This window comes from Bacillus sp. FJAT-28004 (assembly GCF_001280845.1).
Lineage (GTDB): Bacteria > Bacillota > Bacilli > Paenibacillales > Paenibacillaceae > Pristimantibacillus.
Genome location: NZ_LGHP01000003.1, coordinates 253,674 through 280,130, shown reverse-complemented (window position 1 = coordinate 280,130; position 26,457 = coordinate 253,674). Strand labels below are relative to the sequence as shown.

Below are 26,457 nucleotides of genomic sequence, written 5' to 3'. Positions count from 1 at the left end.
CTCTTTAAGAACATATATGTTCTTAAAGACCGTTATCTGATGCTGTTACACCGCTATAGCAGCAAATAAGCACGTATATGTTCTTACAGACTCCAGACTAACCCTGCTCCGCATCTTTAAGAACATATATGTTCTTAAACATTGTCATCTACGAGTTACTTCCCACTTTTGGAGCATATAGGAACCTATGCGTTCTTACAGCCTGCAATCCAAGCCTGCCACGCCACTTTAAGAACATATATGTTCTTAAAAACTCCAACTAGATACGAGTTACTTCCCCTGTGTCCGCCGCTTTGCTCGTCTATCAAATACAAAAACGAGGTGAAAGACTTCTCCACCTCGAGAATAAAAATCAATTAAAATATCTTCCGACCAAGCACATCTGAGATACCCGATTTCCGGTAAAAATACGTATTGATCACATCGCGCCAATGCTTGGCATGATTAGCTTGAAAGCCCAATCGCTCAGCGACATGAGCAAATCTTTCATCGTCGATCTTTCCGACCAAGCCAGCCCAGTCCCGCTGCATCTGTTCCGCTTCATTCGCACCCGTGAAATGAGTATCATAAATATGCTGAATGACCGTTTTTCCAGATTGGAGCACATGGGTGTAAGGCACATGGTGAAAAAATAGAAGCAGCTCGTCCGGGCAAGTCTCAATACAGTCGAACTGCGAGCTGTTTGGTTCATTATACTGAGCGGTATATCCAGTTCCCCTCGCCTGCGTCCGATCAACGCCGATACCGTCCCGATCTGCAAAATGATAGGTTCCCCATCTCGAATACTCGTAGCCGTCGACATCCGGACCAAAATGATGATTAGGTGTGACCATCCAGCCGACGCCAAGCGGTGCCGTATAGCTTTCATACATTGGCCACGACCTCATCAACATTCTACTAATCGTGGCTACAACCACAGGATCATTCCCGAACGTTGCTATTGTCCAATCGCAGGAAATCTCCTCGGCTGTAACATTCGGGTTCCACACCAACCGTCCAAATCCGTAAAGATTGGCTTGAGCTAAAATATGGCCCGTCCAGCTTTCTTCATTACCGATATTGGATACGGCAGCAATCCCGCTATGCTTCATGCCAAATAAAGTCCCATCCACGACTCGCTTAACTTCAGTCCCTGAACCTTCCGCATAAGTATCAAAATCCAATACCTGCTTCCATTGCGGTACGAGGTAGCACAAATGCTGCTGCTGTCCGGTATACTCTTGGGTAATTTGAAACTCCATCATCTGATTCGTTTTTTTCATTGCGCCAAACAGCGGAGAAACGGGCTCACGAACCTGAAAGTCCATGGGTCCATTCTTGATCTGCAGAAGTACATTACTCCGAAAACGACCATCTAACGGTTTAAAATGATCAAATGCCGCACGCGCACGATCTATCTTCCGATCACGCCAATCCTGCATGCAGTCATAAACGAAGCAGCGCCAGATGACGATTCCATCATGAGATGCCAGCGCATCAGCAAGCATGTTCGCTCCATCTGCATGATCACGTCCATAAGCGAAAGGGCCCGGCCGATGTTCGGAATCTGCCTTCACGACAAATCCTCCGAAATCGGGTATGAATGTGTAGATCCGCTCAGCCGTTTCTTTCCACCACTTTTGCACGCCAGCATCTAGCGGATCTGCTGTGGGCAAACCTCCATTCTGCAGAGGTGCTGCAAAGTTTACACTCAGGAACAGCGTAATGCCATATCCGCGGAAGATGTCAGCAATATACGCTACAGACGGAAGCCTTTCTTCTGTGATGAACGTAGACTCAATCTCATGAACGTTCACATTGTTGATAGAAATCGCGTTAAGACCGACCGATGCGAGCAATCGCGCATAATCGATTATTCGTTTTCGATCACTCGTTATATCCCCATTTTCATGAAAAATTGAACGTCCCGCGTATCCTCTCTCGACCGAACCGTCAGCATTATCCCACTGATTAATCATTCGAAGCAACATGGCTGGGGATTCTTTAACATTCAGCTCTTTCATGGGCTTCCTTGCGCCTAATAGACGCAGCAGATGAAAAATACCATACAAAACAGCTGCATCCGATCCTCCCGTAAGGGATAAATAGACATGATCTTCACCATATTTATACTGAAGTGTATAGGCATCTTTCCCTTGCGCCCATTTCTCCGAGTCCATGATTACGGAATCCACTTTGATGTGAAAGAAGCTGCAAGCCTCAGGCTCTGGCTTTTCCTTTACTTCTGGGGTTATTCCAATTAACGTATGAATGCCATTTTGAAACTCTTTTATTGCGGTTTCCAAAACAACAGATGTTTCACCATCAAAAACGATCTGTCCGAAAAGAGCTGAATAATCTTCTATTAATTGTCTATCCTCAATCGGCAGAGGATTCAGCCAAGCCTTATACGTATGACTATTCATTAAACAAAGTGCCTCCTTATAAGCTGACTTACGACTGTGAGGGCTGCTTAATGACGCTCCAAAACGAACCTTTAGGCTCGTGATTCTCATTAAATAGCAGCGGCCAATTTTTCCGTCCACGAACAGGAAAATCGCTCAACCACGTATAATCATCCGCTGCACCCCAGAAAGTGACGGCATCAATGTGGTCCTGATACTCCGTCAGCAGATGAAAAAAGGCTTCATATCGCTTCGCCTGCTGCTCCAGCATCTCCTCGGTAGGATGAACTAAATCTGTACGAAGGTCATCATGACGGAACATGGAAACATCAAGCTCCGTTAATTGCAGTCGTAGACCAAGCGAAGCATACTTCTCGATAGCGGCCCGAATTTCGTCCAAATGAGGACTATATAAGCTCCAATGCGCTTGAAGACCAACCCCATGCACCGGCACATCCTGCTCCAGCAGCGATTTGACCAATTGATAGATTTTATCGCGCTTTAGAGGATTGGATTCATTATAGTCATTGTAGAAAAGCTGAGCTTTAGGATCTGCTTCATGTGCGAAATGGAACGCTTTGGCGATATATTCCGGTCCAGCAATATCAAGCCATTTGGTAGGTCGCAGCAATTGTGAGCCTTCGTCAGCAATGACTTCATTGACAACATCCCATGCATAAATATCGTCTTTATAACGACCAACAACAGTATGAATATGAGTTCTCAATCGATCAAAAAGCTTCTCGCGGCTAACCGGGCTGCCATCCTCTTCTTCAAATACCCAATCGGACGTCTGATTATGCCAAACTAGCGTATGCCCTCTCATCTTCTTCCCATGCTCTCTTGCAAAAGCTACGATTTTGTCTGCCGCTTCGAACGTATAGGTATCTTCCGCAGGATGCAAGCTCACAAATTTCATTTCATTCTCAGCGGTTAAGCTATTATAATGGGTGGCAATTAGATCGCGAGCCTGAACGATTGTACTTGGATTAACTGCTGCCCCGATATCGAATGACGTTTGAAATGCCTCGTATAACTTTGGAATAGGATTAGCTTCAATGCTGCTCATTATATTCCCCTCCATCTATTAACCTTTCACGCCGCCTACCGTCATACCTTTTACAAAATATTTCTGTAGAAACGGATACACCATAATGATCGGCAAGGAAGCCACAATGGTCATCGTTGCCCGGATTGCAAACGGCGTCACTGTATTTGCTCCTGAGTTCGCAGAATTGGCGAATGCGTCGCCCGCCGTCTTCGTCGTCAAGGAAGCGTTGGAGTTCTGTAGAATTTTTTGCAGCTCATATTGCAATGTGCTGAGATCGATATTCGAGGAATTGTATAAGAACACATCAAACCACTGATTCCACTGATACACCGCCGAGAATAGCGCAACAGTCGCGAGAACAGGTACACAAAGTGGCAGGACGATGCTGTAAAACATTTTGAAGTCGCCAGCTCCGTCTATTCTCGCAGACTCCAAAATACTCTCAGGCAATCCTTCAATAAAGGAACGAATGATGATTAAATTAAACACACCGATCAAGCCTGGGAAGATGTATACCCAAAAATTATTAAGCAAACCTAAATCACGGATTAATAGAAAGTTCGGAATAAGTCCGCCGTTAAAATACATCGTTAAAATAAACGCAATGGTGACGAATTTCCTAAGAACGTACTCTTGTCTAGTAATCGTGTAGGCCACCATCGCTGAACAAAAAACAGTAGCTATCGTTCCGATCACCGTTCGAAGAATCGAAATCAGCGTCGCATGAAAAATCGTTGCTTCCCTCAACACATAAACATAATTGTCCAGCGTCCATATCCTCGGCAGCAAATAAATGCCGCCCTTAATTGAATCCGTCGCATTGTTAAGCGATACAGCGGCTGTATTCAAGAAAGGATATAAGGTTACAACCATCAGTAAGGTAAGAAAGATATAATTGCAAATATCAAATATGAGATCGCCGTGTGACGAGCGGATGCGGCTTGATTTGTTAGACACAGCTTCCGTTGCCGAATGACTCATGTTGTACCCCTCCCTCTAAAACAGTCTGGACTCGCCCATACGCTTCGCAAGATTGTTCGCTGCGAACAATAAAATGAAGCTGATAATTGTTTTAAACATGCCTGCTGCTATGGATAGTGAGTAGTTGCCTTGCGCAATTCCGTATTTTAGAACAAATATGTCAAGGTTTTCCGAAAAATCGACGTTCATGCCGTTCCCCAGCAAATACTGCGGCTCGAAGCCCGATTCCAGCAAATACCCGATATTCATAATGAGCAATACGATAATAACCGGTTTAATACCCGGAAGCGTCACATACCACATCCGTTTAATTCGGCCTGCTCCATCCATCTCTGCTGCTTCATATTGCGCAGGGTCAATCATCGTCATTGCCGCTAGATAGACGATTGTATTCCAGCCTACATCTTTCCATACAGAGCTTGCTCCAAAAATGGTCCAGAATTGCTCGGGTATTCCGAGAAATAAAATTTCCTCGCCCTTTTCCACCAAGCCGGTCCAAAGCAGCATTTGATTGATGATGCCATCTGGAGATAACGTTGTTTGAATAATGCTTGCCGCAACTACCCATGAAATGAAATGGGGCAAATAACTGACCGTTTGAACTATGCGTTTAAAAGCAACCTTGCGCACCTCATTTAATAACAGCGCAAGTGTAATCGCCGTAACGAAACCGAGAATCAGGTTGATTCCGCTCATCGCTATCGTATTTCTTAAGACGCGAAGAAACCGTTCATCCTGAAACAAAAATTTAAAATGGTCAAACCCGATCCATTTTTGCTCACTGAAGGTTTTGGCTGGCTTATAGGCTTGAAAGGCGATGGTCCACCCCCATAGAGGCATATATTTAAAAATAAACAACCACGCTAGAAACGGCACAGACATAAGAACAAGCACGCGCTGCTCAATGAGCTTTTTCGCAAAATTCTTCAGTCCTGACGGCTTCTTAGGCAGCACCAGGGCGCTCGATGACATATCGGGCTTATGTTCCATCTTGATTCTCTCCTTCCGGACTGAATGATGCTGGATAGCAAGTAAAAACGCCTTCGGCGACCTCAGGACGCTGAAGCAGCTTTGAAGGAGAAATATAAGCCCTTTATAAGCTAACAAACTTATAAATTCTTATATTTGAAGAAAGGCCGGCATTTTGCATGCGCAAGCCGGCCTTCACCGATCCTTCTATCTTTATTGTTTGGATGCTTCGATCAATTTTTCCACTTCATCTGTCGTCCATTTCTCGTAAGCAGCTGTATCCAGCTTGTTGAATGCATCTGTGTATTCTGTCCATGCTTTTTCAAAATCGGCAGGCTTCGCAAGGACAAGCTTAGGGAAGTATTTTTTCGTTAGCTCGTCTTTTTTCGTTTCCCATATTTGCTGCGGGGAGCCTTGCTCCTTCGCAATTCCCCATGACGGGTACCATGGCCGATCATCAGGAGCGGCGAACATCTCGGCATACGTCTTAACGCCATATTTCTCAAGGATCGTTTTATCAGCATCCGTTAAGCTCATTTGGAACACTTCAGGCTGCAAGCCAGGAGCAGCGGAGTTGCCATCTGGAAGCGATGATCCATTACCGTACAACGGCCAGTTCCATGAATAATACTTGAAGCCGAACGATACGTTAAAGTCTTCGTTGATCTTCGTGATTTGTTCAGCGGTACGATACATCCGGCCCTTATCGTCTACCTCGAACGTATCGCCTTTGATACCCCATTTTTGAAGAATTTGGTTCTCGTCTGTCAGCAAATTATCCAAGTATTGAATAATGCGAACGGGATCTTTGGCACTAACGGTAATGCCCATACCGCGGTTTTTAACGAAGCCCGGAGGATCCAAGTATTGATCCTTCTGCCCGTCAAAGGTTACCGGAAGTGGGAAATATACAAAATCGTCTTGCGTGGGATCTTGCTTAGCAGCATCCTTAAGCGCTGCTTGCGCATTATTGAACTGCCATCCATAATCAAAGAATCCAACAACTTTATGAGAAGTTAATTTCGCCAAATATTGATCGTAGTTGTCTACGAAAGATGCTTTATCAAATAAGCCTGCAGCATTCATATCATTCAACTTTTGCAGCCAGCGCTTCGTATTGTCGTCCGCTGCATATGTTTTCGCTTCAAATGTGTTCATATCGACGATGACATTGCCGTCATTCGGGTAACCTGCCAAATGGTTCGGCGGATTAGAAGTAGCGAAAAATCTCCAGTCATGCGTCAAAGAAACCATACCCGTCAAATCTTCATCCTTATGCTTTTCCACGAAATTTTTAATTAAATCCATGTAAGCATCAAGTGTCGTAATTTTCGGATAACCTGCTTCTTTCAGCACGCGTCTCTGTATCCAGAAGGCGCCTTGGTTAATGTTCGGATCTGGAATATACTCGCCAACCGTGTTTGAAAACGGCAGGAAGTAAATTTTACCGTCCGCAGCTTTCATTTGGTTAAAATACTTACCGTATACGCGTTTAATGTTCGGACCGTATTGTTCAATAAGGTCGTCCAGAGCAATAAATGCACCGGCATCTAAAATTTTGTCAATTGCAGCATCCGGAATCATAACATCCGGATATGCGTTTGATGCGATCATCGTTCCAACCTTCGTATTCAAATCCCCAACCAAATGCTCGATTTTAAAGTTGACACCTGTTTGATCTTCTAAAATTTTGCCGATTGTGGTTTCATTGGAGTTCGTATCCTTGGCCGCCGCAACGCCGTTGAAATAAGTAAAGGTCACTTTCTCAACTGGCTTCTTCTCCTCTGCGCCGTCGTTTGCCTCAGTGGTAGGACTGTTCGTGCTGTCTGTCGGCTTTGTTTCTCCGCCATTGCCATTGTTCGAGCATGCAGCAGTAAAAATCATAAAGGCAGTCATACAAATTAATAATATTTTCTTTGTCACTTTCCCCAGCCCCTTTCGAGTACAACTTTATTTTGTAAGCACTTTCATTATAAATAATACAAAATACTTTGTTTACCCAATAAACTATAGTTCAAACTTTAAAAACCATATACGATAATCACTTTAACGAGCACCGCTACATTTCTACGGGTACAGCAACCCGAATAAATGTACCTTGTCCAGGCTCGCTCTTAATTAATAGCTGAAAACGGTCGCCATAAATCAGCTTCAAGCGATAAATAACGTTTTGAACGCCAATTCTCTCGCCCAGCTCTTCATCGCTTTCCAAATATCCATAAAACTGTTTTACTTTTTGCTCGTTCATGCCAATTCCGTTATCTCTGATCGAGAAGATTAACGTGTCCGCATCACGTTCAACTTGCACATGAATGCTGCCTCCATGCCTTAGCGGTTCAATACCGTGTATGCTGGCATTTTCTACGAAAGGCAAAAACATCATTTTCGGCACCATACAATCTTTAGCGGATGGGTCTATGTGAATGTGATAATTCATCCGATCCTCGAATCGATACTTCTGAATTTCGAGGAAACACAAAATAAATTCAATTTCTTCACTAACCATGACGCGATCCTTGCCCCAAGTGAGCGAGGTTCTAAATATTTTCGCCATATTGTGTATGATCTTTGCCGTCTCCATCTCGTCCTTAATTAGGCTTCGCATTCGAATGGTTTCCAGCGCATTAAACAGAAAATGAGGATTAATCTGGCTTTGCAGCGCATTCAGCTGCGCTTTCCTCCGTTCGAGCTCTAATGTTTTGGTCTGAATATCCGCAATATAAACATCATCAATCAAACTTTTCACTTGTATCGTCATTCGATTGAATTCGCTCGTTAATTGTCCGATTTCATCCAAGGATTCACCTTGCTTAATCGTATCGAAATTCTGGTTTTTCACTTTTTTCATATGTCGCAAAATACGAACTAACCGTTCATGCAGTGAACGAGAAATCCATAATATAATCAGTGTCGGAATGAAAATATTTAAACAGGCCAACACGATAACAAATTCTCTGGATTGTCTTACGTCCTTAAGCACCTCTTCCTCCGAAATCGTCCCTACAATTCGCCAATTTTCCAAATAACTCACATAGGCATTCGTAGAAGGAAACTCAATTGAATCCTTAGGAAAAGCTAATTCATCAAACGCAACCGATTCTGTAATCCAGTCCACCTCAGGGTCTGTCGTATACTCAACTTGACCTTTATCATCAATTAAATAAATGTTGCCTTGGAGGTTTTGATTTCGAAATATTTGATCAATCGTGCTTGTTTTCAAATCGATTTTCAAAAACTTTTCCCAATTATTTTTTGATTCAAAATAATCCATCTCGCGTATAATGCTGAACGTATTCCGGTTGGTAGACTTATCGCTTTTCAGATATAAATCCTCTTGCTGCGTTCGAATGAAAATGGGGTACGAATTGTTTCTTTCTTTGAGCAATTGATACCATTCAGACTGCTTAATTTCATTCGATAAATAACCAACGCCGCCCGAATGCAGCATCGTCGGATTTTCCACGAAAATTTTGATGTTCTGAATGGAGGCATAAACAGGCGTGTAACTATTCAAAATTCTTCGAAAATACGTATCGTAGGCTTCAACATAAGCAGCCGGCTCTTGATAGTCCGTTTCTAAAATTTCATTTAAGTTATAATCTGTATAAAACACAGAAGAAATCGTAACGGCGTCCTCGACTTCAGACCGGAATTCGTTGTTGATCTGTTCTACCGCTCGTGAAATATCCTTCATCCGCTGATTTCTCACATTATCCGTCGTCACATTATAAAAAATAACGTTGGTTAATACGATTGGAAGAAACACCGAAAAAATATAAAGAATGAGCAGCTTATTTCGTAGACGAACATTATTGAGACTTAGGCTCAGCTTCACGGATATTCTCCTTTTCTTCAATAAACGGATGGTTTAAGCGCGCAAACCTACAAGAGCTTGTTCCGGTATTCTGTAGGTGTCATATGCTCAATCTTCTCAAATTGCGTGACAAAATAATCGGCGTTGCTGAAGCCAATTTTCTCCGCAATCTCATAGATACGCATGGTTCGTGATTGCCTCAGCAGCTTTTTCGCCTCGTTGACCCTAAGCTGGAGTAAAAATTCATTAAAATATACACGATAAGTCTTTTTAAACAATTGGCCTAAATAGACGGGATTGACGTAAAATAGCGCAGCAATGCTCTTCAAGCTGATGTTTTTCGAATAATTCGCTTCAATATAGCTTTTGATTTTCTGAATATCGCTCTTCAGCTGTTCCTTTCTAAGCTCAGCAATGCTTTGCCCACTCTCTTCGATAAATGCAATAAACAGTTTCTTTAGTTCGCTGAGCGACAAATGAGAATCATGCCAATTCAGCAGCGGTCCCAGCGCCGTCAAGGAATTTTCGTCTCCTTCCATATTACGGATGGTTTTCAAAATACCCATCAAGCACAGCTGAATGTTCATCTTAACAGCTTCTGGAGCATATCGTTTCTCGCGAAAATCAATAAACCATTTATCGACAATTGTTTTCACTGCACCCAGCTGAAGCTCTTCCATCTGCTCCATAAACAGATTAAATTCAGCCGGATCAAATCCGATATAATTTAGCCTCTCCGTCTGTATTTGATCAAAGATAACGATACGACTGTCCTCGTTAATATATTTATATAAACTCGCTTCCTTGGCGGTCTTGTACGATTCACGAATCTTAGACAAAGCGTGAACAGCAGATCCCGCATAAAGAAATACGCCTTTTCCCAAATGAGCATCCAACGCTTCTCGAAAAACAATCAATAATCGCTCAAGTTCCCCACCCCATCGTGCTAGCAAATAACTAGGCAGCAGAATACCAATACGATTGCGATGCTCATTTAAGCAAATAGGTTGGTCTGCTGAAGTAATACGAATAAGCTCTTGTTGAACGAGCTCCTTGAAACGTGCGTAGGAAACTTTCTCCTCATAAGGATGCCAGTTGTAGTTATCGTTCAGCTCAGCAAACAAATAATATAAACGATCAGCTTCTCTTAAGTTCAAGCGATGCTCCCATTCTGCAATGGACGTTTCACTTGCTTCACCGAGAATCAGTGATTTAATCATTTCGCCGCCCAGCAGCCTATCATTTCTAACTTGCTCCTCTTGTTCGAGCTTAAGCTTGTCATTTAATTTGGTTAAGGTAGCGGCAAATTCAATCTCATCCACCGGTTTAACCACGAAATCATGAACACCATAACGCATCGCTTGCTGAGCATAATTAAAGTCGTTGTAACCGCTTATGATAATAAAATAGGGTACTGCTATATTTTCCATCATGACGCATCGAATCAGCTCAAGTCCATCAATGACCGGCATACGAATGTCCGTTATGACAAGTTCAGGCTGCACACGCTTGATCAGCTCTAGCGCATCCTCTCCATTATCGGCCTCCCCTACGACCTGAAAGCCGCAGGCTTCCCAATCGATCAGCTTCATCAAGCCTTTGCGGGTAAATGGTTCATCATCAACTAGAATTGCACGATGTAAATGCATCATTTTCCTCCTCTTATTGGGGGTTACATCACTTTGAAAACAGGATCTACAGGCATATAATGAACTGGAATACTTGGATATTTTTTGCGGAGCCGATCAGCTAACAGCATCATGCCTGGCTGCTCGCTTTCCGAATGTCCAAGAACGACAAGTGCATGATGCCTTCCCATATAGACTGCATCTCTCACATACTCTGGAGTCTCCCACTCAGGACCTTCACCGTAGAGAATTAAATCTAATTGGTGTTTTGCAAACAATGGAATCGCGTTTTCCCCTGCTCCTCTGTAGCCGGCCAACAAACCAATGCGGCTGCAATTCATTGATAAATCACCCGATATACGAAGATAATGGATTCCCAGTTTTTCTTTGATATGTTGAGTGACTTGTTCGAGCTTCATAGGTTCAATAGTAATAAGTGTTGCGATTGGCAATTGCTCCGTAACATAATCTTCCCAAGCTAAGGCACGAATAAGCCCCTCCATAACGCCATCTGGTTTGTAACGATGCCAATAATCGTGAAAGCGATAAATAGCTAAACCGTTCTCCTCAATAAAGCGGCTTTTAGCCATATAAATAGGATCATGTATATACGATGATTCCTTAGAATCATGGTGGCTGAAAAATGTCCCCTCATGCGTAATGATTAGATTCGCCCCTAACTCGACGGACTGTTCAAGTACTTCCTGAGTAGCCATAAACGTAACAGCAATTCCCTTGACTTCCGTTAGAGGGTTTCCAAACTTTAACGTATCCACACTGCCTACAATGGGATGAATGGGAGCCATCAACTCATCAATCACTTGGTGTATTTTTATCATCTTTTATATCCACCCCAATAGGTTTTATTATGACATGTAATTAAATAAAAACATGAAATAAAGCGTATTCATGATTAATTTAATTGTAATTTCAAAAAATAATCTACACAATGTAAAAAATATAGTGTCAACCCTATAAACTATATATATTGCAACAAAAATTCTACACCATCCACTTGTTCTACTTCGGCGGATCACCTAGCTTGGTTAGTCTCATCTTTTGAAAGCTTGGGCGGACTAATGCTTTGTGTAGATGAGCTTTACTTACGGTGATATTCATATTTAACCCCTCCAAGTTTTTGGACAAAAAAAGAGGAGACGCAAAAAACACACATGTCCCGTGTGTATCTTTGGTCTCCTGTACGCGGCAAATGCCGGTGAAAGAGCAAGCTCCTTTTCCCAATTACCTTTAGCTCCGCCATTAACGTTTCTATTTCCTATGCCGTTACTATTCGCGGCTCCGGCTTCCAGCACCTCCAGTCGGTGCAGACATGAGAACTACCGATACGCAGAAGAAAAGAAAAAAAACGCATCAGCGGAAACGGGCGCGACATGAATGGATCATGTCCCGCCCGTTTGATTGCATTTCATTCTAGTTTCCGTTGTCAGTCACCATATCGTCAGCTATTGATTACTTTAATTACTAATTAATTCTTCTAGTTTGTCCTTACTTGGTATCACTCTCATTTTATAAAGCGCGTATTTAAGATTATGATTTGCTAAATCAATATCCTCTTGAAGTGCACTCGGGTTTTCGGATACTTCTTCAGCATTTGCAAGAGCATCTAAGAGTTCTGCTTTTCCTGTTTCCAGATAATGATCAAGATTCAGGTTTTGGGAAAATTCAATATGGGCAACAAGCCAAGCTTTATTCACTTCGGAAGAACTTTTCAAAGAAAATTTAGCGTATATCCATTTAGCGTAAAGCGTTGTGTTTTCGTTTACTCGCGTTATGTTAGTAAATTCATGGGCATAAGTATTGTTGTCCGTATACCAGCCCAAAAAAACATATCCATCCCTGGTCGGCGGAGGCGGCAGCGTAATGGTCGATTCCTGAGGTATTGCTGTAAGCGGAGCTACTGCACTGCCTCCGTTTGAGTTAAAGCTAACCGTATTCTTGACTGGCTGAGCTTCTTTCGTATTATAAACCTCGAATTCGCAAATGCTTGGAAAATCCCCTTCAGCTTGTACAACAAACAATCGCACTTTTTGGGCTTGTACCGATTCAAACGTAAATACATTAGACCCTTTGGCAAAGCGATCTCCCGTCTTTATCGTTTTCCAATCTGAACCGTCAAAGTACTCAAGTCTCCAGTTTCTAATCGTTTTAAGATAATCAAATTCATAAATATCGATTTTGTCAAAAGTGACGACGGATCCAAAATCCACTTCTAGCCACTGGTCATTAAATGCTTTGGCAGCCCATCGACTGTTTTCCCAATCTATACGATCTCCATCAAAAGCCTTGCTAACCGGATAAAGAGGATCTTCCGAGCTCGCTTGGTATGTTACGCCTGATTGTCTTGCAAGGTTTTCATTCGATGTTGTTTGTATTTGCATCTCGGCTTGTTTATCTTCGGCATATACAGAAAAAAAACTCGGAAAAATCGCTGTCATCAAAATAACCATGGATAGCAACGTGCTAATCATTTTTATTTTCACTGCATTCACTCCCCGTAAATTTGTTCCGAACGTTGGCGGTCACCTATTATACAAGTTATAAAGCACCACAGCTGCCTGCGCTCTGGTTGTTGTTCCTTTCGGATCAATTCCACTTCCGGTGCCCGATATGATTCCTTCTCTCACCAATGACGCTACGCTCTCTAATGCATATCGAGATATTTCCTCCACATCAGCAAATGAATCTAGATCAGACTTATCCCCTAGGCTAGGCGCTTTTCCTGCAATCTTCAGCGCTCTATCTATCAGTACGATCATATCCTGTCTGCTAATCTCGGATTCCGGATTAAAATGATTGTTTCCTACACCGGACGCCAAGCCAAGCGCCTTGGCTATCGCAATCTGCTTATAATAGTGTGCATCCTCAGCCACATCATGAAAATTATTTTTGGCGTCTGCGCTAAGCTCCAAGATGTCTACTAACAGCTTCAAGAAGTTTGCTCTTGTCATACTCTTTTCAGGCGAATAGCTAGTTTCACTTGTTCCATTTATGATGCCTTTGGATGCAAGTACCGATATCTGTTTTTCAGCCCATTTAACGTTTGATGTATCGTCAAATGTCTTTTTCACAAAACCTACCGCATAGATTGCATTTGCTTGTCCTGATACTGTAACTGTTCCGGTTGCCGCATCATATTTGCCATTAGCTACAATGGCAATTGAACCGTCTTTCGCCACTTTATATACTACAATATGTTCAGAATCAGCCCGTTCCTTTTCATTTGGAGCATAATTTATGAACACTTTTGCGGTTGCATTTATTTTTTTATTATTTTGCAAAAGTTTCACATCTACAATCGGTCTATCTCCTACAAGTCGCTGTGTCTCCTTCGTCCATTGATTTTTGTCAGAACGACTTATAATTAGATCAATCTTGCTGTTTTTATCATTTGCCAGCTCTTTTACGACATGATTCAGTAATGAAACGCTGCCCATTGCTGTCTCCAGCACAATATCAACCTTTTCCTTTGCTGCCGTATCTAAAGGAATGGTTATCGTATATTGTTGTATATCTTCCTTGCTGTTAAGTCGTACTGTTATTTGCTTACTTCCATCTTTTTTGATTTCTGCAGCTTTTATAGCCGCATCCATATCCAGCTCACCGATCAGTACTATTGTATTTCCGTCATTGTTCGGCTTTAGGTTTTTAAAGATGATCCCGTCTTTCGATATTTCTGGTGTTGATGGTGTCGGCTGTGTCGGCTGTGTCGGTGTATTCTCTACCCATCTCGCATGCAGAGTCATGTTTCCCGCTACTTTATCCGTTGAAAAATTCCATGCGGTTTTAAATGTCGCTTCTTTGTACCAACCGTTAAAGGTATATCCTGTTTTGGCAGGAGTATTAGGTGCCGTGATCGTGCTGCCGCTAGTAACATTGGACAGGTCAGAAACATCGCTACCGCCATTGCTATTGAAAGTTACGGTATAGGTGGCTGGCGCTATCGTCCCCAAACGATCGATTGCTCTTTGTAGTTCGTTTTTTGCCAGATCGATTTCAGCCTGTAATACATTCACATCAGCTAATGTATCCTTCGCTATCGCCAATGCCGCCTGAAATACTCCCCATACTTCGTCAGGCACATCGCCTTGTGCGAGGTCTTCATGTAAGTTATACAAATGGCTCAATTCCGTCTTGTTGCCTGTAAAACTCATTAACTGCACTTTCGCAAGAAGGTTTTCATAAGCTGCCGTGATTTCTGCTTCGGATGCATCATCCTTCATATAGATGACATATGCTTCTTCCAGCGCTTTTTTGATAGCTTCCTTGACCACAGGTACGAGATAGGGATAATCCAGCGTTAATTTTTGTTCTTCAACATAATCGATTAAATCTTTAATCTCCTTTTTGTGCGTAGATGGACTATTAACAGATTCTTCTATTCGGAAAGAATACACTTCTACATAACTATTCGACGACGCTTGATTTTTGCTGTCCTGCACTTCAATTTTGATCGTGTGCTGACCGCCTCCCAAATCTTCCGAACGGAACAGCAAAGCTCCGGTCTCTCGGCTCGTCGAATACAGATCTACGTTCGTCACATATTGGCCGTCGATATAGACATCGGCAATGCCATGATCGTCGCCGATAACGCCATACCATTCGATGATATTGCCCATAAAGCTGTAGCTGGCCGTTGCGCCCGCCTCTGTTGAATCGATCGATTTATTGGTAGCTCTCGTTGTCCACGTGCCCTTCTTCACGACATCCGGGTCGTTTCCGTAGACCGTTGTCACTTTCGGCAGCACTTTGATCGTAATAAGCTTCTCTGCAACGATTGCCCCATTTGATTTGGATTTGGCAATAACCTTAACCGTTCCCGTTGCCTGATTGGATGTCAGCAATCCGTTGCTATCGATCGCGGCGAGAGTTGTGGTACTACCGTTAACATCCCCGACAGACCATTCGACCGACTTGTCGCTTGCGTATTGCGGGATGACCGAAGCCGTCATTTGCATAGACGATGATAATCCCATCTCATGGCTTTCGCTGGAAATCAGCACATTTTTTACAGGATAATCGTCTTCTGGAGGCTGAGTCGTATTGTTATACACTTTAAACGCATCCAATTGCGCCTCTTGGGCTCCGGACTTATACACCACTTTGATTTTATGAGGCCCGTATGGCAGATCCGTCTTTTTGTAAGCCTCGAATCTATTTTGTTCGGGGCTGCCGTTAAAGGCCCCGCTGCCCGTAATCGTGCCCGTCGCGATATCTCCATCGATATAAACGTCCACATTCGCAGACCATGACGCTTTATTGCCGATCACGCCGATGCCGGTACCCGTAAACTCAAATTCGACGGACGGAGATGCCGCCGTACTTTTGGAATAGTGGGTGTCGTTGTTATGGTAGCCGCTGTAGACGTTCGGGCCATAGGTCCAGCCGGTATTCTCGGAGTACCTGATCCGGGCGTCGTTATCGTTCACCAACACTTCCGGCTCTGGCTCTGCTTGACGGATCGCTTTCTTCAACGCAAAGAGAGCTTGAATCGTCGAATCCCCGGTCATGCCTCCCTCCCACATTTTGATGTTAAGCGCTATTGGCACCTTTCTCTCCGATGCGCTCTTTACATTGGCAATCAATGTATTCGTATTGACTGTCAGATCAATCGTTTCGTTCTGGCTCGTAATGCCCCAGTTGTCGTTATTCAACATCGGCATCCCCACTTGCTGCAGGCCTGCTTCTCTGCCCACCTGGAATATACCGTCCGCCGTAGGCTCCGTAATGTCTCCCCAAGTGCCTTCGCCAAAAATCATATCTTGGAACTCGGTGATCTTCGTCCCTTCCCAGGAATTATAAGATACAATCCGATTCGGATTGCCCGCCTTCGTCGCGAGGGCCATTCTCTCGAACGGCGCAGGATAATAGACACAGCCATCGTCGAAAAACCAGCCGTCCAAATTCGTTCCCAGAGTTGTGCCTATTTCCTTAACGACTTTTTCCCAGTTATCAACAAATGTACTGCGATCTCCGACTCCGTATTTTGTAAAATCGTTCGGCCAATTTTGTTTCGACTTCCAAGCCGGCTCCTGCTGAATACCTTGGTGGTAATACAAATAAAAGTCGATGCCTCTGGCCTTGGCGGCAGCTGCGATTTCACCCACCAAATTGCGTTCCGTCGTCAGTGAAGAATCGCCCATGATGTCATCAACCGCCTGCACAGGCATTTGCATTCTGTACTGCCACCATGTGATCGACCAGATGACGAAGCTTGCGCCCGTATCTTCCAGCATGTCCACAAACGCTTCGACATCAAAATCATTCGTGGAATCTTCCGCGTTCTTTTTCGATCCGAATTGCGGGTACCCCCATGTGCCGTACTGGAAAAACAAACCGTAGCCGGAATTGCCGAATTTGGCCCGTTGCTCGCTTCCCGCGGCTTTATAAGAGGTTGCCCTGTCCAAGTATGCCGCCTTGTCGGAGTGGCGGATCATATCGAGTCCCTTAATGGAGATATTCTGATCAGCGCTCGTCACCTTCGTAAGCGTGATCGTGCTTTCCCCCGGCGGGATTTGCAGTGCGCCGACTTCCGCTACTTCCCAACCGTTGTGCTCTTTGGTGAAATTCGTTTCGGTAGAGGATTGATTTTGCGTAACGGTCAGTTTGAACTGCGTACCCGCCGTTGCTTTCAAATGCAGCCAAGCAAAATAATCGGTTGTTTCGTTCAAATCCGAACGCACGGTCCATTTCAAATAGTCGCTGCTTCTTGCACCAAAATTGTTGATCCAAAAATATTTCGGCACCCCCGCGTTAAATATGGTGATCGCATCGTCCCGTTCCGCCGCCGCCGCCGGCAGCATCTCCAAATTATCGATCGTTCTTGCCGGGTTAAGCACAAACGTTCCGCCTTGCTGGGCTTGTGCCGACACATTCGCCGCCGGCAGGAAAGGAAGTGCCAAAACTAACGCCAATACCATCGCCAACCACTTTTTTGCTCTCATTTTTCATTTGCCTCCCTCTTATTTTTCACTCATGATAGAAGCTGATCCTTTATGGCATAACGGTTTCACCTCCTTTTCGTAAGGTCGAAAGCGCTTACATTTAATGCTATTAAATTCCCCACTTAATAGTATTAAGCAGGGGTATGGTGAGAACGTCTCAATGCTTGGCCTTCGTGCTGATAGGACAGGGGTTTCGTTATTTCAAAAAATATGGCCTCGTCACCACCTTCAGCGGACATCCATTCCGTTATTCCAATGAAATACGGGTTCGATCTTACAAAATACACTCGTTAGCGGAACGGATGTCCGGATTCAATCGGAAACGGGTAGATTGACTCGTAATAACGGATCAGATGTCCGCGTCTTCCTCTCAGAAGTCAGCCGAAATCAGGGAAGTCATCTTCCAAGCCGAATTGATCCATCGGGAAGTTGCGGAATCCAAGCGCCAGCGCGGGGGAATCCGGTCTAACGCGATAATCGCCTCCCTCGGGATCGATGAACAACGGGTCGCCGAATACGGAATGGGCGTCCCAACCCATCGCCTGCCAATCGGACCATTCGTACGTCTCGGTCCGGCTCCCTAACGGACGGTAATGAACTCTAGCAAGAAACCGTCCCACATCGCTGTAGAACACATTGCCATCCAGCTCCCGCACCCATGCGCCATGAACGGGAGGGCCGATGAACTCATATAATACGCCTTTGGACACGCCTTTCTGGAAATCGATGTCGACCTCGGGGTTGTCCCATTCGCTGTCCGCGACGACGATGTTCCGGATGAACCGGTCGCTGTTCCCCTCGTATCCAATATGGATGCCGGGAGGATTGGCCCCGTTCACGAAAATATTATTTTCGACCGTTCGGTGATCGCCTTCCCGCAGTTTAATCGATACGCCGATGCACAAGTTTTCCCGCACGACGTAATTGGAAGAGCCGTCATCCAGGTCGATGCCCCATCCTTTGCGATCGCGGAACCGATTGTTGCGGATGACGACCGGCTTCCTGGCATCCAGAAAGACATCCCCGGCGCCATGCGACGCTGGTCCGTGGGACTGGGACATGCACCAGAATCGGTCTCGTCCCCATGAATTGAAGGGGCCGTGATCCCCGGTCTCCCTAACCGTGTCGTAGATATCGTTAAACTCAATGACGTGCCCGCCCCAAGTGCCGTCGTTTATGCAGATAGCAGCTCGCGGCAGCCGGAATATTTCGTTATGGCTGACGATATTGTCCCGGCTGACCGAGATGAACACGCCGGCTGTCTGCTTCCCGTATACGCCGATATCGTGGATTTTGTTGTTGCTGACCGTAATTTCAGCAGGGTAAGCATGCTGGCTACCGAGCGTGAGCGGCTTCGAGCCGACCAGACAAACGCCGCTTTCTCCGATGTCATGCATCCAGCAGCCATGTACCCGGTTCCCCCGGTTGTACAGGCTCATGAACACAGCATTTCCACCCACGGCGTCGAAGCGGCAATACGCGATCTCGCAATGCTCCGCCCCTTCCAGTAAGACGGCTCCTCCTCGGTGGATCGTCCAGTCTCCAAGCGATGGCGCCTCGTAAGCTTGAAGGTAAGTCGGCGCCGCATGCCTAAAGGTTAGTCCGATAAACGATACATGCCGAACGGGATTCCGTTGCGTTCCCCTGCATAAGACGATACCATCCAAGACCGGCACTTCCACGACGGCAGCACGGAGATCGAGGCCGACAGGCGGATAATAATAGAGATGTCCACATTCCCGGTCCGCATACCATTCGCCCGGCGCATCCAGCTCCTCGAACACGTTCTCGATGTAATAATCGGAACGCTCGTCGATGCCGGTGCCATCGGCCCCTTGCATAATGTCGTTAATCTGATTGCCGCCGTCGCCGAGATGTATGAAGCCCGCTTCACGGTCGACTTTTTTCACGCGCCATTGCAGGTTGCCCCATCTGGTTTTGCCGAAGATGTGTACGACCGCTTCTTCCGGGTGCGCCCAATCCTTGCCGGTAAATGTGACGGGGTCGAAGGCGAATTCGGCATGAGGCCACGTAGCCGGTTCATGGAGAGGACGCAAATAAGCAGGTTCGCCATTTAAGGTATTCGGATAGCGGGCCCGTATCTGCCTTGCGCCGTTCACGTACAGCTCGGTGAACAAGCTCTCCTTCGAGACGCCTCGCCACTCTGGGATTTCGCATACCCAGATGCCGTCCCGGTACGGTTCCCATTTCCCGTGAATCCGCATACCTCCACTAACGACGGGACGCTCGCCGGGGTAGGCCCGGTAGCGAATCGGAGCTTCTCCCGTCCCGGAATCCTCCGCCGTCAGCGCGAACGTCACGCCCACGTAATGCGTGCCTTCCCGCAGCCATACCGTTGCCGAGCGCACCCCCGCGGTTCCCGTACTTCTAAGTTCCCTTCTTGCCCGATCCAAGGTGGCGAACGGCTCTCTCTCCGTTCCCGGGGCGCGGTCGTCCCCATGCAGGCTAACGTAATAATTGACCTGCGTCTGTTCTTCTTGTCGCATTGTTCCATCCTCCTAAACGCTTTGGCTTCGCTAGCATTTACCTAATCTTTGACTGCTCCAGAAGTAATTCCACTTGTGATGAACTTGCGCGCAAACGTAAAGATGACGACACCCGGCATCCCCAGCACAACTAGCGCTGCGTTGAATTTCCCCAGGTCGGCGGGAGAAAAGCCGAACAAGCCTTTTAGCGTATTGACGGCAACCGTAGCCGTCAGCACGGACTTATCCGTCAGGAACATAAGCGGCAGTAGAAAATCTTGGAACGACCACATGATCGAAAGCACCCCGAGATTAATTAACGCAGGGATGGATAGCGGCAAATAAATGTGTATGAACGCCTGCAGCTTGGAAGCACCGTCGATCGAAGCCGACTCCATCAGCTCGGGCGGCAGATTGTCGTAGTAGTTCCGCAGCATCAGGACGGCGAACGGCAGCGTAAGAACCGCTTCCGAGAAGATGACGGCCCAAAGCGTATTGTAGAGATCCAAGTTTTTCAAAATATAATAAAATGGAATCAAAATGACGACGCCAGGTACGGCCAGACATAGTAGAACCGATACATAAATGGCTTCCTTCGCGAAAAATCGAAGCTTGGAGAAGGCGAAGGCAGCAAGCGCGCCTATCGACAGCAGCAGAAACGTCGAGCCGATAGCAATAAGCGCCGAGTTCCAGAACGTGCCTATAAGCGAAATACCGTTCAAATCGCTGGTGAACAAATCGACGTAATTCTGAAACCCGTTCACTTTCAGCGAATTGCGGATTGCGGTATAAAACGGAAACAGCCAAATAAGAGCGAAAGCATATAAAAATACGCTAATGATTCTCTTCTGCTTGCGGTTTGCGAGAGCGAAATTCATGCCCGTCCCCCCTTTCCCGTCCGAGGACGATAAGCGATAAGCTGGATGACGGATATCCCCAAAGCGATAAGGAGCACGATGACGGATGCCGCGCAGACGTAACCGATATTCGCCCCGGCGGACCGGGCAAAGGAATAGATATAGACGCTCGAATTTTCCGTTGTGCCCGCCGGACCGCCTTGCGTAAGCAGGAACACCCTTTCGAATTCGCGGAAGCTCCCGAGCAGCGTAGACAATATTATCGTTTTATGAGCGTTCTTGAGCAGCGGAAACATAACGCTCCACAGCATACGTCCAAGTCCCGCCCCATCGATAACGGCCGCTTCGAGTATGCCGGCATTAATCGTCGTCATATCTGCGTTATAGTACATCATGGGTAGCCCGATTAGAAACACGGAGATGGAGATGATGGACATGTAAGCGAGCGTCGGATCGCTTAACCACCGTTGGGCAAGGAAATCGAGACCGATGCCGTGCAGCAGCTGATTCAGCGTGCCAAAGCGAAACTCCAGCATGATGGAGAATACCATCGCGATCAGAGCCAGCGGCATGAAAGACGGGATAAAAAACAGCGATCCCAGCAGCTTAGAGCCTCTGATCCCCATGTTCAAAACGACGGATACCAAAAATCCGACCGACAAGCTGATGAGAATGGCGGCCGCCGAATAAGCCAAATTGTTGACAATAGAGCGCAAAAATCGGTTGTCCGACAATGCGGTGACATAGTTGTCCCAGCCCACGAACGTCGCATCCCTGAACGAAAGCGTCTGGTCGTAGAAGCTGGCATGCACGATAAAATAAAATCCATAAACCAAAAAAACGGAAAACAAAAGCAGCAGCGGCGCGATAAACATAAACCCGACTACATGTTCCCTGCCTGTGATTTTCATAAGATGCACACTCCCTCCTTAGCAGGACAGGAGCAGCGACATGCCGCTCCTACCGGGCTATCATTCGTTCGGGTATTTGCCCGTCTGAAATTCTTTTTCAATCGCTTTGGCCGTCTCTTCAGGCGTCTGGCTGCTTATGAGCAGCTTCTGAAGCTGTTGGCCCGCGACATCGGAGAACGGGGAATTGTTGTTCCGATCGGCCGTCGGGAAGCTGAGCAGATCGGTTAACGTCTTATAGGATTGCTGCGCCGTCGGTGTCGTCAGAAGAGAAGCATCCGGCGTGAAGCCCGTCTTGTTGGTCGAGAAGGCGAACGTCGAGGCGAGCATGTCGTTGCCTTCGCCGAATACGAGGAAGTCGATCAGCTGCATCGCTTCCTTCGGATGTTTGGAATGCGCCGGTATGCCGATGCCGAGATCGATGAAGGATCGGATTGACGGTTTGCCGTTTGCTTCGATGGCCGGAATAGGCAGGACTCCTACGTCGCCCACGTCCACTTGGTTGGACTTGCGGAAGCTCTCCAGCAGCAGGTTCGCCTCCCAAGTGCCTTGGATAAAAAACGCCGCTTGGCCGGAAGTAAAGGCGGTACGGGAAGACGTATAGTCCATATCGAGTACGTCGTCTTTGCTTATGATGCCGTCATCGAAAATTTTCTGGAAGCTAGCAACTGCCTGCGTAAACTCGGGTCCGTCCAGCTTCTTGCCATTGTATCGCCACTGGTTGAACAGGTCGGATTGCTGACCGGCGATCGCCCAGACTAGCTCATCCAAAATCCATGCGTCCTTGCCGCCGACGGCTACGGACAACTTGTCGCTCTTCGTCTCGCCAAGCTTATCGGATACGTCCTTCCACTCCGCGTAGGTTTGCGGTGCCGGCAGACCAAGCTCATTCAAAATGTCTTTGTTGTAATACATAACCATCGAGCCGACAGAAGCCATCGGTAAGAACTTCAGGCTGTCCGCCTGGGACTTCGCTTGCGCGACGCTGTTCTCGCTAATGACCGATTGCCAATCTGGCCGCGCTTCGGACAGCAGACCCTCCAGCGGCAGCAGATCCGCCTGAATTTGCTTCGGCATCGCCCCGGTCTGAACGCCTACGACATCCAGGTCTTCCTGCGTGCTGAGCGCCATCGGCATCTTCGTCTGGAAGTCTTTGCTCTCCATGACCGTAAGCTCGACTTTAATGCCCGGATGCGTTTCTTCGAATTTCTCGATAACCGGCTTGTAAAGATCCGCGGACGGATGCCACGTCCAAAATTTCAAGGTGACGGACTCCTCGCCGCTCGCCGTCGCGGACGGCTTGCCGCTTTCAGCCGGCGTACTGGCATTTGGCTCGCCGCCCCCGTTCGATGTGCCGCACGCGGCCAGCGTCATGGCAAATACGAGGAGCACGCTTAGCAACGAATTAGCTTTGTTGACTGGTTTCTTCATGATTAAACCCCCTTCGAGCATGTATAAAGCGCTTGCAAAACAAGCATAACATGCTCCGAAGGGGGCACCCATGGACATTCCACATGAGTCGATATGGAAATCTTACATCGTTTTAGCGGGGATATTGGAACTCGGGGATGCCGCGATCAATCGCGGCTTGCTTGCGGTAATTGTCCATACCGGTGAGCGCTTCCCGGGTCGTAATGGCGCCTGTCATCGCTTGCCGGACCCACTTGGCCATCTCATACTGGCTGTAGCCTATGATAAACGGAGTGACGGAGGGAGAAGTGTGACGATCGATCTGCTCCTTGTTCTCCACATATTGAGGGGTTGGCTGATTCGTCGTCACGCTGTAGAAATACGTTCCCGTCTTCAGATCGCGGTAAATGTCATTCAGCATGGAGGGCTGTGCAAGGAAACGGATGAACTGCATCGCCTCCTCGGCATGACTGCCGTTTTTGTTGACCATAAGCATAGCTGCATTCGGTCCTTCGTACAGCTTGGCGTCCTTGCCGCCTACGAAGAGGGGCATTATCCCAAAATCGCCTGCCAAACCGGGATATTTCTCCTCCAGATCGGAATACAAATAATCGTCCCATGACATGACCATAGCGTAATCGCCGCTATGCAGCGCGGTCGGCAAGCCGTCCCAGTTGTTGCTGGCCGAATCGCTACCGAAATACCCGTGATCATACATCGTCTTGTACCAATCTACGACTTCCTGGACAGCCGGCACGTCGGCCAAATTCACTTGGTTCGAATTCAGCGCTTCCACCAATCCCGGCGTTCGTTTGGCTGCATAATCCATGCCGAATTGAGGCATTAGCGGCCATACGTCTTTGCTAGCCAAATAGACCGGAACGATGCCTGCCTCGAACAGCCTCTCGCACAAGGAAAAAAATTCCTCCTGCGTCTCAGGAACCCGCAAGCCCAGCTTTTCAAATATGCGTTTATTATACAAAGTCCCACTGGTGGAAGCCATCCATAGGGGCAAGCCATACAGCTTGCCGTCCTTCGACAGGCGCGGCTTCACCTCTTCAGTCAGGTCTGCCACCCAGTCCTCACCGCTCATATCGACGAAGTTACGCTCTGGATGCAAGTCGCTGAGCGCAGCCCCTCCGAAGTGCATGACCAAGTCCGTAATTTCGCCAATCGCGACCCTCTTGCTGATTAATGTATCGACTGTATCAATCGGAAGAGCCTGCAGCTCGATCCGGTTGCCGGTCTGCTCCTCGTAGAGCGCGATAGCCCGCTTCAGAATCGGCTTGACCGTCCAATCCTGGTTGCCCATCAGCGTTAGCGTAATCGCCTGCGACTTGCTCAGTGCAACCTCCGTCTCATTATTTCCTGTGCTGCATCCGAAGAGGAGCGCAGCGAAGATGAGCATCAGTATAACACTCGTACGGATGAACTGCCCGTTACATGCCCCCGTTCTGCCCATCCTTCGCCCTCCTATCCTTGTATTCCCTAGGGCTGATCCCCGTCGCGTTTTTGAATACCTTGCTGAAGTACAGACTGTCTTCGTAACCGACGAGCTCCGCGATCTGGCGGAGCGACAGCTCCGGCCGTTCATGGATGAGCGCGATCGCTTTGTCGATGCGGAGCTTCGCCAAATATTTTCCAGGCGGCATGCCGACTACGTCGCTGAACACGTTTGAGATATACGTTTTGTTATAGCCGAACACTTGCTGAAGCCTGTCGCTTCCGATCGGCTCCATGAAGTGTTCGTCCAAGTAACGCCGGACGCTTTCCATCAAGTCTTTCGCCGAACGGTCCGGGCGGCTCTTGGCCAAAGCCGCATATCCTTCCTTCATATATCCGCAGAACTGCTTTACCGCTTCATCCAGTGTTCGGCAGACGGATAAAAGCTCGTTGGCATCAAAAGCGGCAATTGTCGAAGCGATTTCCTTCGGCCAATGTGCATGGAAGGAACGGACGATCGCTGCGAATAAGCTCTCCACCTCGGGCTGCCCATAGCTTTCTTTACGCCACTCTCTGACCCATCCTTGCATAGCCTTCTCGAACGATTCATATTCGGCCGAATGAGTCAGACTGCGGCAGGCTTGATCCAGCTCAGACGACAAGACGAAGCTAGGACGCCGCATATCGCCTTGCATCCATACACGCGCTTCGCCGAATCTCGTCTCACGGGCCAATGCTTCCCTGAGCGTACGAAGCGTAACCGCGAGATTCTCCTCGGCAACAGGCTCGGAGACGGCCATATTAACAACCCCTTCATCCGCTTTCGCATGGGATGTCCATGCTGCCAGCATGGATTCCGCAGCCTCCCGGTGAACGGTTCCCGATTTGGGGCCCATTATGGCGCGAACCGTGATTCTCTCATTCGACGCCCATCCGCTCATCCACCATACGGGATCCACTTTCCATTCGGGGCTTATCGCCGCCTCCATGGCGTCATCATCCCATTGGCTATAGAAGTCGCCTGGCGAAGGCAGCCGATCTTCCCAAGCGCCTGTCCGGTAGGGTCCTCTCCTTATGAGCAGCAGCTGATAATGCAGATACCCCGGATTAGCGGGTTCCTCTCCAAAGTCATCGGAGAGCTGCAATGCCCGCTTTATATAGGCTCGTTCCGCTTTAGATTTGCGCTTGCGAAGCATGACGGAAGCTTTGGCCAGCGCTTGCTCCAGATGGTCTTCTTTTAGCGGCTTAAGCAAATAATCCCATGCGTTTTGCTGCAGGGCTTCGCGGGCGTAGTTAAAGTCGCTGTATCCGGACAAGATGATGCAAGGGATCTCATACCCTCTACCGGACAGCTCCCTCATCAATTGAAGCCCGTCCATAACCGGCATCCGGATATCTGTCACGATCAAGTCCGGCTTCGCTCCGTCCTCCAGCAGCTTTAGCGCTTTCGCACCGTTGAACGCCGTATGCGATACGGCAAAGCCTTGGGGAGAAGACTCGATCATTCCCTTAATCATTTGAAGGATGGGCGGTTCGTCTTCAATGAGCATAATTCGGTTCATGC

Annotated in this window: 16 protein-coding genes; all 16 read right to left on the bottom strand. The window is 47.1% G+C overall.

Features of this window, described 5'->3' with window-relative positions; all coding sequences use genetic code 11:
* Window positions 1–356: 356 nt before the first annotated feature.
* Window positions 357–2,405, bottom strand: coding sequence for an alpha-glucuronidase family glycosyl hydrolase (locus AC787_RS29055; protein ID WP_054028450.1), 2,049 nt, complete (start codon window positions 2,403–2,405; stop codon window positions 357–359).
* Between the two features lie 28 nt (window positions 2,406–2,433).
* Entirely contained in the window at window positions 2,434–3,453 is a 1,020-nt protein-coding gene (locus tag AC787_RS29050; protein WP_054028449.1) for an endo-1,4-beta-xylanase, read from the bottom strand.
* Between the two features lie 18 nt (window positions 3,454–3,471).
* Window positions 3,472–4,416: a carbohydrate ABC transporter permease gene (locus AC787_RS29045; protein ID WP_082361249.1), complete on the bottom strand. Its 945-nt coding sequence runs from the start codon at window positions 4,414–4,416 to the stop codon at window positions 3,472–3,474.
* A gap of 15 nt (window positions 4,417–4,431) precedes the next feature.
* Complete coding sequence (locus AC787_RS29040) at window positions 4,432–5,388, bottom strand: ABC transporter permease (protein ID WP_414731011.1); 957 nt, start codon at window positions 5,386–5,388, stop codon at window positions 4,432–4,434.
* Window positions 5,389–5,598: 210 nt separating this feature from the next.
* Window positions 5,599–7,308 carry an ABC transporter substrate-binding protein gene (locus tag AC787_RS29035; RefSeq protein WP_054028447.1) on the bottom strand — a complete coding sequence of 570 codons (1,710 nt, stop codon included), beginning with the start codon at window positions 7,306–7,308 and terminating at the stop codon, window positions 5,599–5,601.
* Between the two features lie 136 nt (window positions 7,309–7,444).
* Window positions 7,445–9,220: a sensor histidine kinase gene (locus tag AC787_RS29030; protein WP_054028446.1), complete on the bottom strand. Its 1,776-nt coding sequence runs from the start codon at window positions 9,218–9,220 to the stop codon at window positions 7,445–7,447.
* 47 nt (window positions 9,221–9,267) lie between these two features.
* The gene (locus AC787_RS29025) at window positions 9,268–10,851 is read right to left on the bottom strand and encodes a response regulator (protein WP_321166182.1); all 1,584 of its coding nucleotides are present in this window, start codon (window positions 10,849–10,851) and stop codon (window positions 9,268–9,270) included.
* Window positions 10,852–10,871: 20 nt separating this feature from the next.
* Window positions 10,872–11,666: a Nif3-like dinuclear metal center hexameric protein gene (locus AC787_RS29020; RefSeq protein ID WP_054028444.1), complete on the bottom strand. Its 795-nt coding sequence runs from the start codon at window positions 11,664–11,666 to the stop codon at window positions 10,872–10,874.
* Between the two features lie 636 nt (window positions 11,667–12,302).
* Window positions 12,303–13,328, bottom strand: coding sequence for an InlB B-repeat-containing protein (locus AC787_RS34580; protein ID WP_054028443.1), 1,026 nt, complete (start codon window positions 13,326–13,328; stop codon window positions 12,303–12,305).
* Between the two features lie 39 nt (window positions 13,329–13,367).
* On the bottom strand, window positions 13,368–17,789 hold the full coding sequence (locus AC787_RS29010; RefSeq protein ID WP_054028442.1) for an S-layer homology domain-containing protein: 4,422 nt from the start codon (window positions 17,787–17,789) through the stop codon (window positions 13,368–13,370).
* Window positions 17,790–18,166: 377 nt separating this feature from the next.
* Window positions 18,167–20,296: a right-handed parallel beta-helix repeat-containing protein gene (locus AC787_RS29005; protein WP_054028441.1), complete on the bottom strand. Its 2,130-nt coding sequence runs from the start codon at window positions 20,294–20,296 to the stop codon at window positions 18,167–18,169.
* Window positions 20,297–20,337: 41 nt separating this feature from the next.
* The gene (locus AC787_RS29000; RefSeq protein ID WP_054028440.1) at window positions 20,338–21,153 is read right to left on the bottom strand and encodes a carbohydrate ABC transporter permease; all 816 of its coding nucleotides are present in this window, start codon (window positions 21,151–21,153) and stop codon (window positions 20,338–20,340) included.
* Complete coding sequence (locus tag AC787_RS28995) at window positions 21,150–22,043, bottom strand: carbohydrate ABC transporter permease (RefSeq protein ID WP_054028439.1); 894 nt, start codon at window positions 22,041–22,043, stop codon at window positions 21,150–21,152. The genes AC787_RS29000 and AC787_RS28995 overlap by 4 nt, the downstream gene beginning before the upstream one ends.
* Before the next feature lie 60 nt (window positions 22,044–22,103).
* Window positions 22,104–23,471, bottom strand: a complete 1,368-nt coding sequence (locus tag AC787_RS28990; RefSeq protein ID WP_054028438.1) for an ABC transporter substrate-binding protein — start codon at window positions 23,469–23,471, stop codon at window positions 22,104–22,106.
* A gap of 112 nt (window positions 23,472–23,583) precedes the next feature.
* Window positions 23,584–24,912 (bottom strand): ABC transporter substrate-binding protein, encoded by a 1,329-nt coding sequence (locus tag AC787_RS28985; RefSeq protein ID WP_054028437.1) that lies wholly within the window; start codon window positions 24,910–24,912, stop codon window positions 23,584–23,586.
* Entirely contained in the window at window positions 24,890–26,455 is a 1,566-nt protein-coding gene (locus AC787_RS28980) for a response regulator transcription factor (RefSeq protein ID WP_054028436.1), read from the bottom strand. Before AC787_RS28980 ends, AC787_RS28985 begins: the two co-directional genes overlap by 23 nt.
* Window positions 26,456–26,457 lie beyond the last annotated feature (2 nt).

What these genes read in the sequence shown, in the direction of transcription:
- AC787_RS29055 (WP_054028450.1), bottom strand. Translation starts at nt 2,405, where the DNA reads ATGAATAGTCATACGTATAAGGCTTGGCTGAATCCTCTGCCGATTGAG.
- AC787_RS29050 (WP_054028449.1), bottom strand. Translation starts at nt 3,453, where the DNA reads ATGAGCAGCATTGAAGCTAATCCTATTCCAAAGTTATACGAGGCATTT.
- AC787_RS29045 (WP_082361249.1), bottom strand. Translation starts at nt 4,416, where the DNA reads ATGAGTCATTCGGCAACGGAAGCTGTGTCTAACAAATCAAGCCGCATC.
- AC787_RS29040 (WP_414731011.1), bottom strand. Translation starts at nt 5,388, where the DNA reads ATGTCATCGAGCGCCCTGGTGCTGCCTAAGAAGCCGTCAGGACTGAAG.
- AC787_RS29025 (WP_321166182.1), bottom strand. Translation starts at nt 10,851, where the DNA reads ATGATGCATTTACATCGTGCAATTCTAGTTGATGATGAACCATTTACC.
- AC787_RS29020 (WP_054028444.1), bottom strand. Translation starts at nt 11,666, where the DNA reads ATGATAAAAATACACCAAGTGATTGATGAGTTGATGGCTCCCATTCAT.
- AC787_RS29010 (WP_054028442.1), bottom strand. Translation starts at nt 17,789, where the DNA reads ATGAGAGCAAAAAAGTGGTTGGCGATGGTATTGGCGTTAGTTTTGGCA.
- AC787_RS29005 (WP_054028441.1), bottom strand. Translation starts at nt 20,296, where the DNA reads ATGCGACAAGAAGAACAGACGCAGGTCAATTATTACGTTAGCCTGCAT.
- AC787_RS29000 (WP_054028440.1), bottom strand. Translation starts at nt 21,153, where the DNA reads ATGAATTTCGCTCTCGCAAACCGCAAGCAGAAGAGAATCATTAGCGTA.
- AC787_RS28995 (WP_054028439.1), bottom strand. Translation starts at nt 22,043, where the DNA reads ATGAAAATCACAGGCAGGGAACATGTAGTCGGGTTTATGTTTATCGCG.
- AC787_RS28990 (WP_054028438.1), bottom strand. Translation starts at nt 23,471, where the DNA reads ATGAAGAAACCAGTCAACAAAGCTAATTCGTTGCTAAGCGTGCTCCTC.
- AC787_RS28985 (WP_054028437.1), bottom strand. Translation starts at nt 24,912, where the DNA reads ATGGGCAGAACGGGGGCATGTAACGGGCAGTTCATCCGTACGAGTGTT.
- AC787_RS28980 (WP_054028436.1), bottom strand. Translation starts at nt 26,455, where the DNA reads ATGAACCGAATTATGCTCATTGAAGACGAACCGCCCATCCTTCAAATG.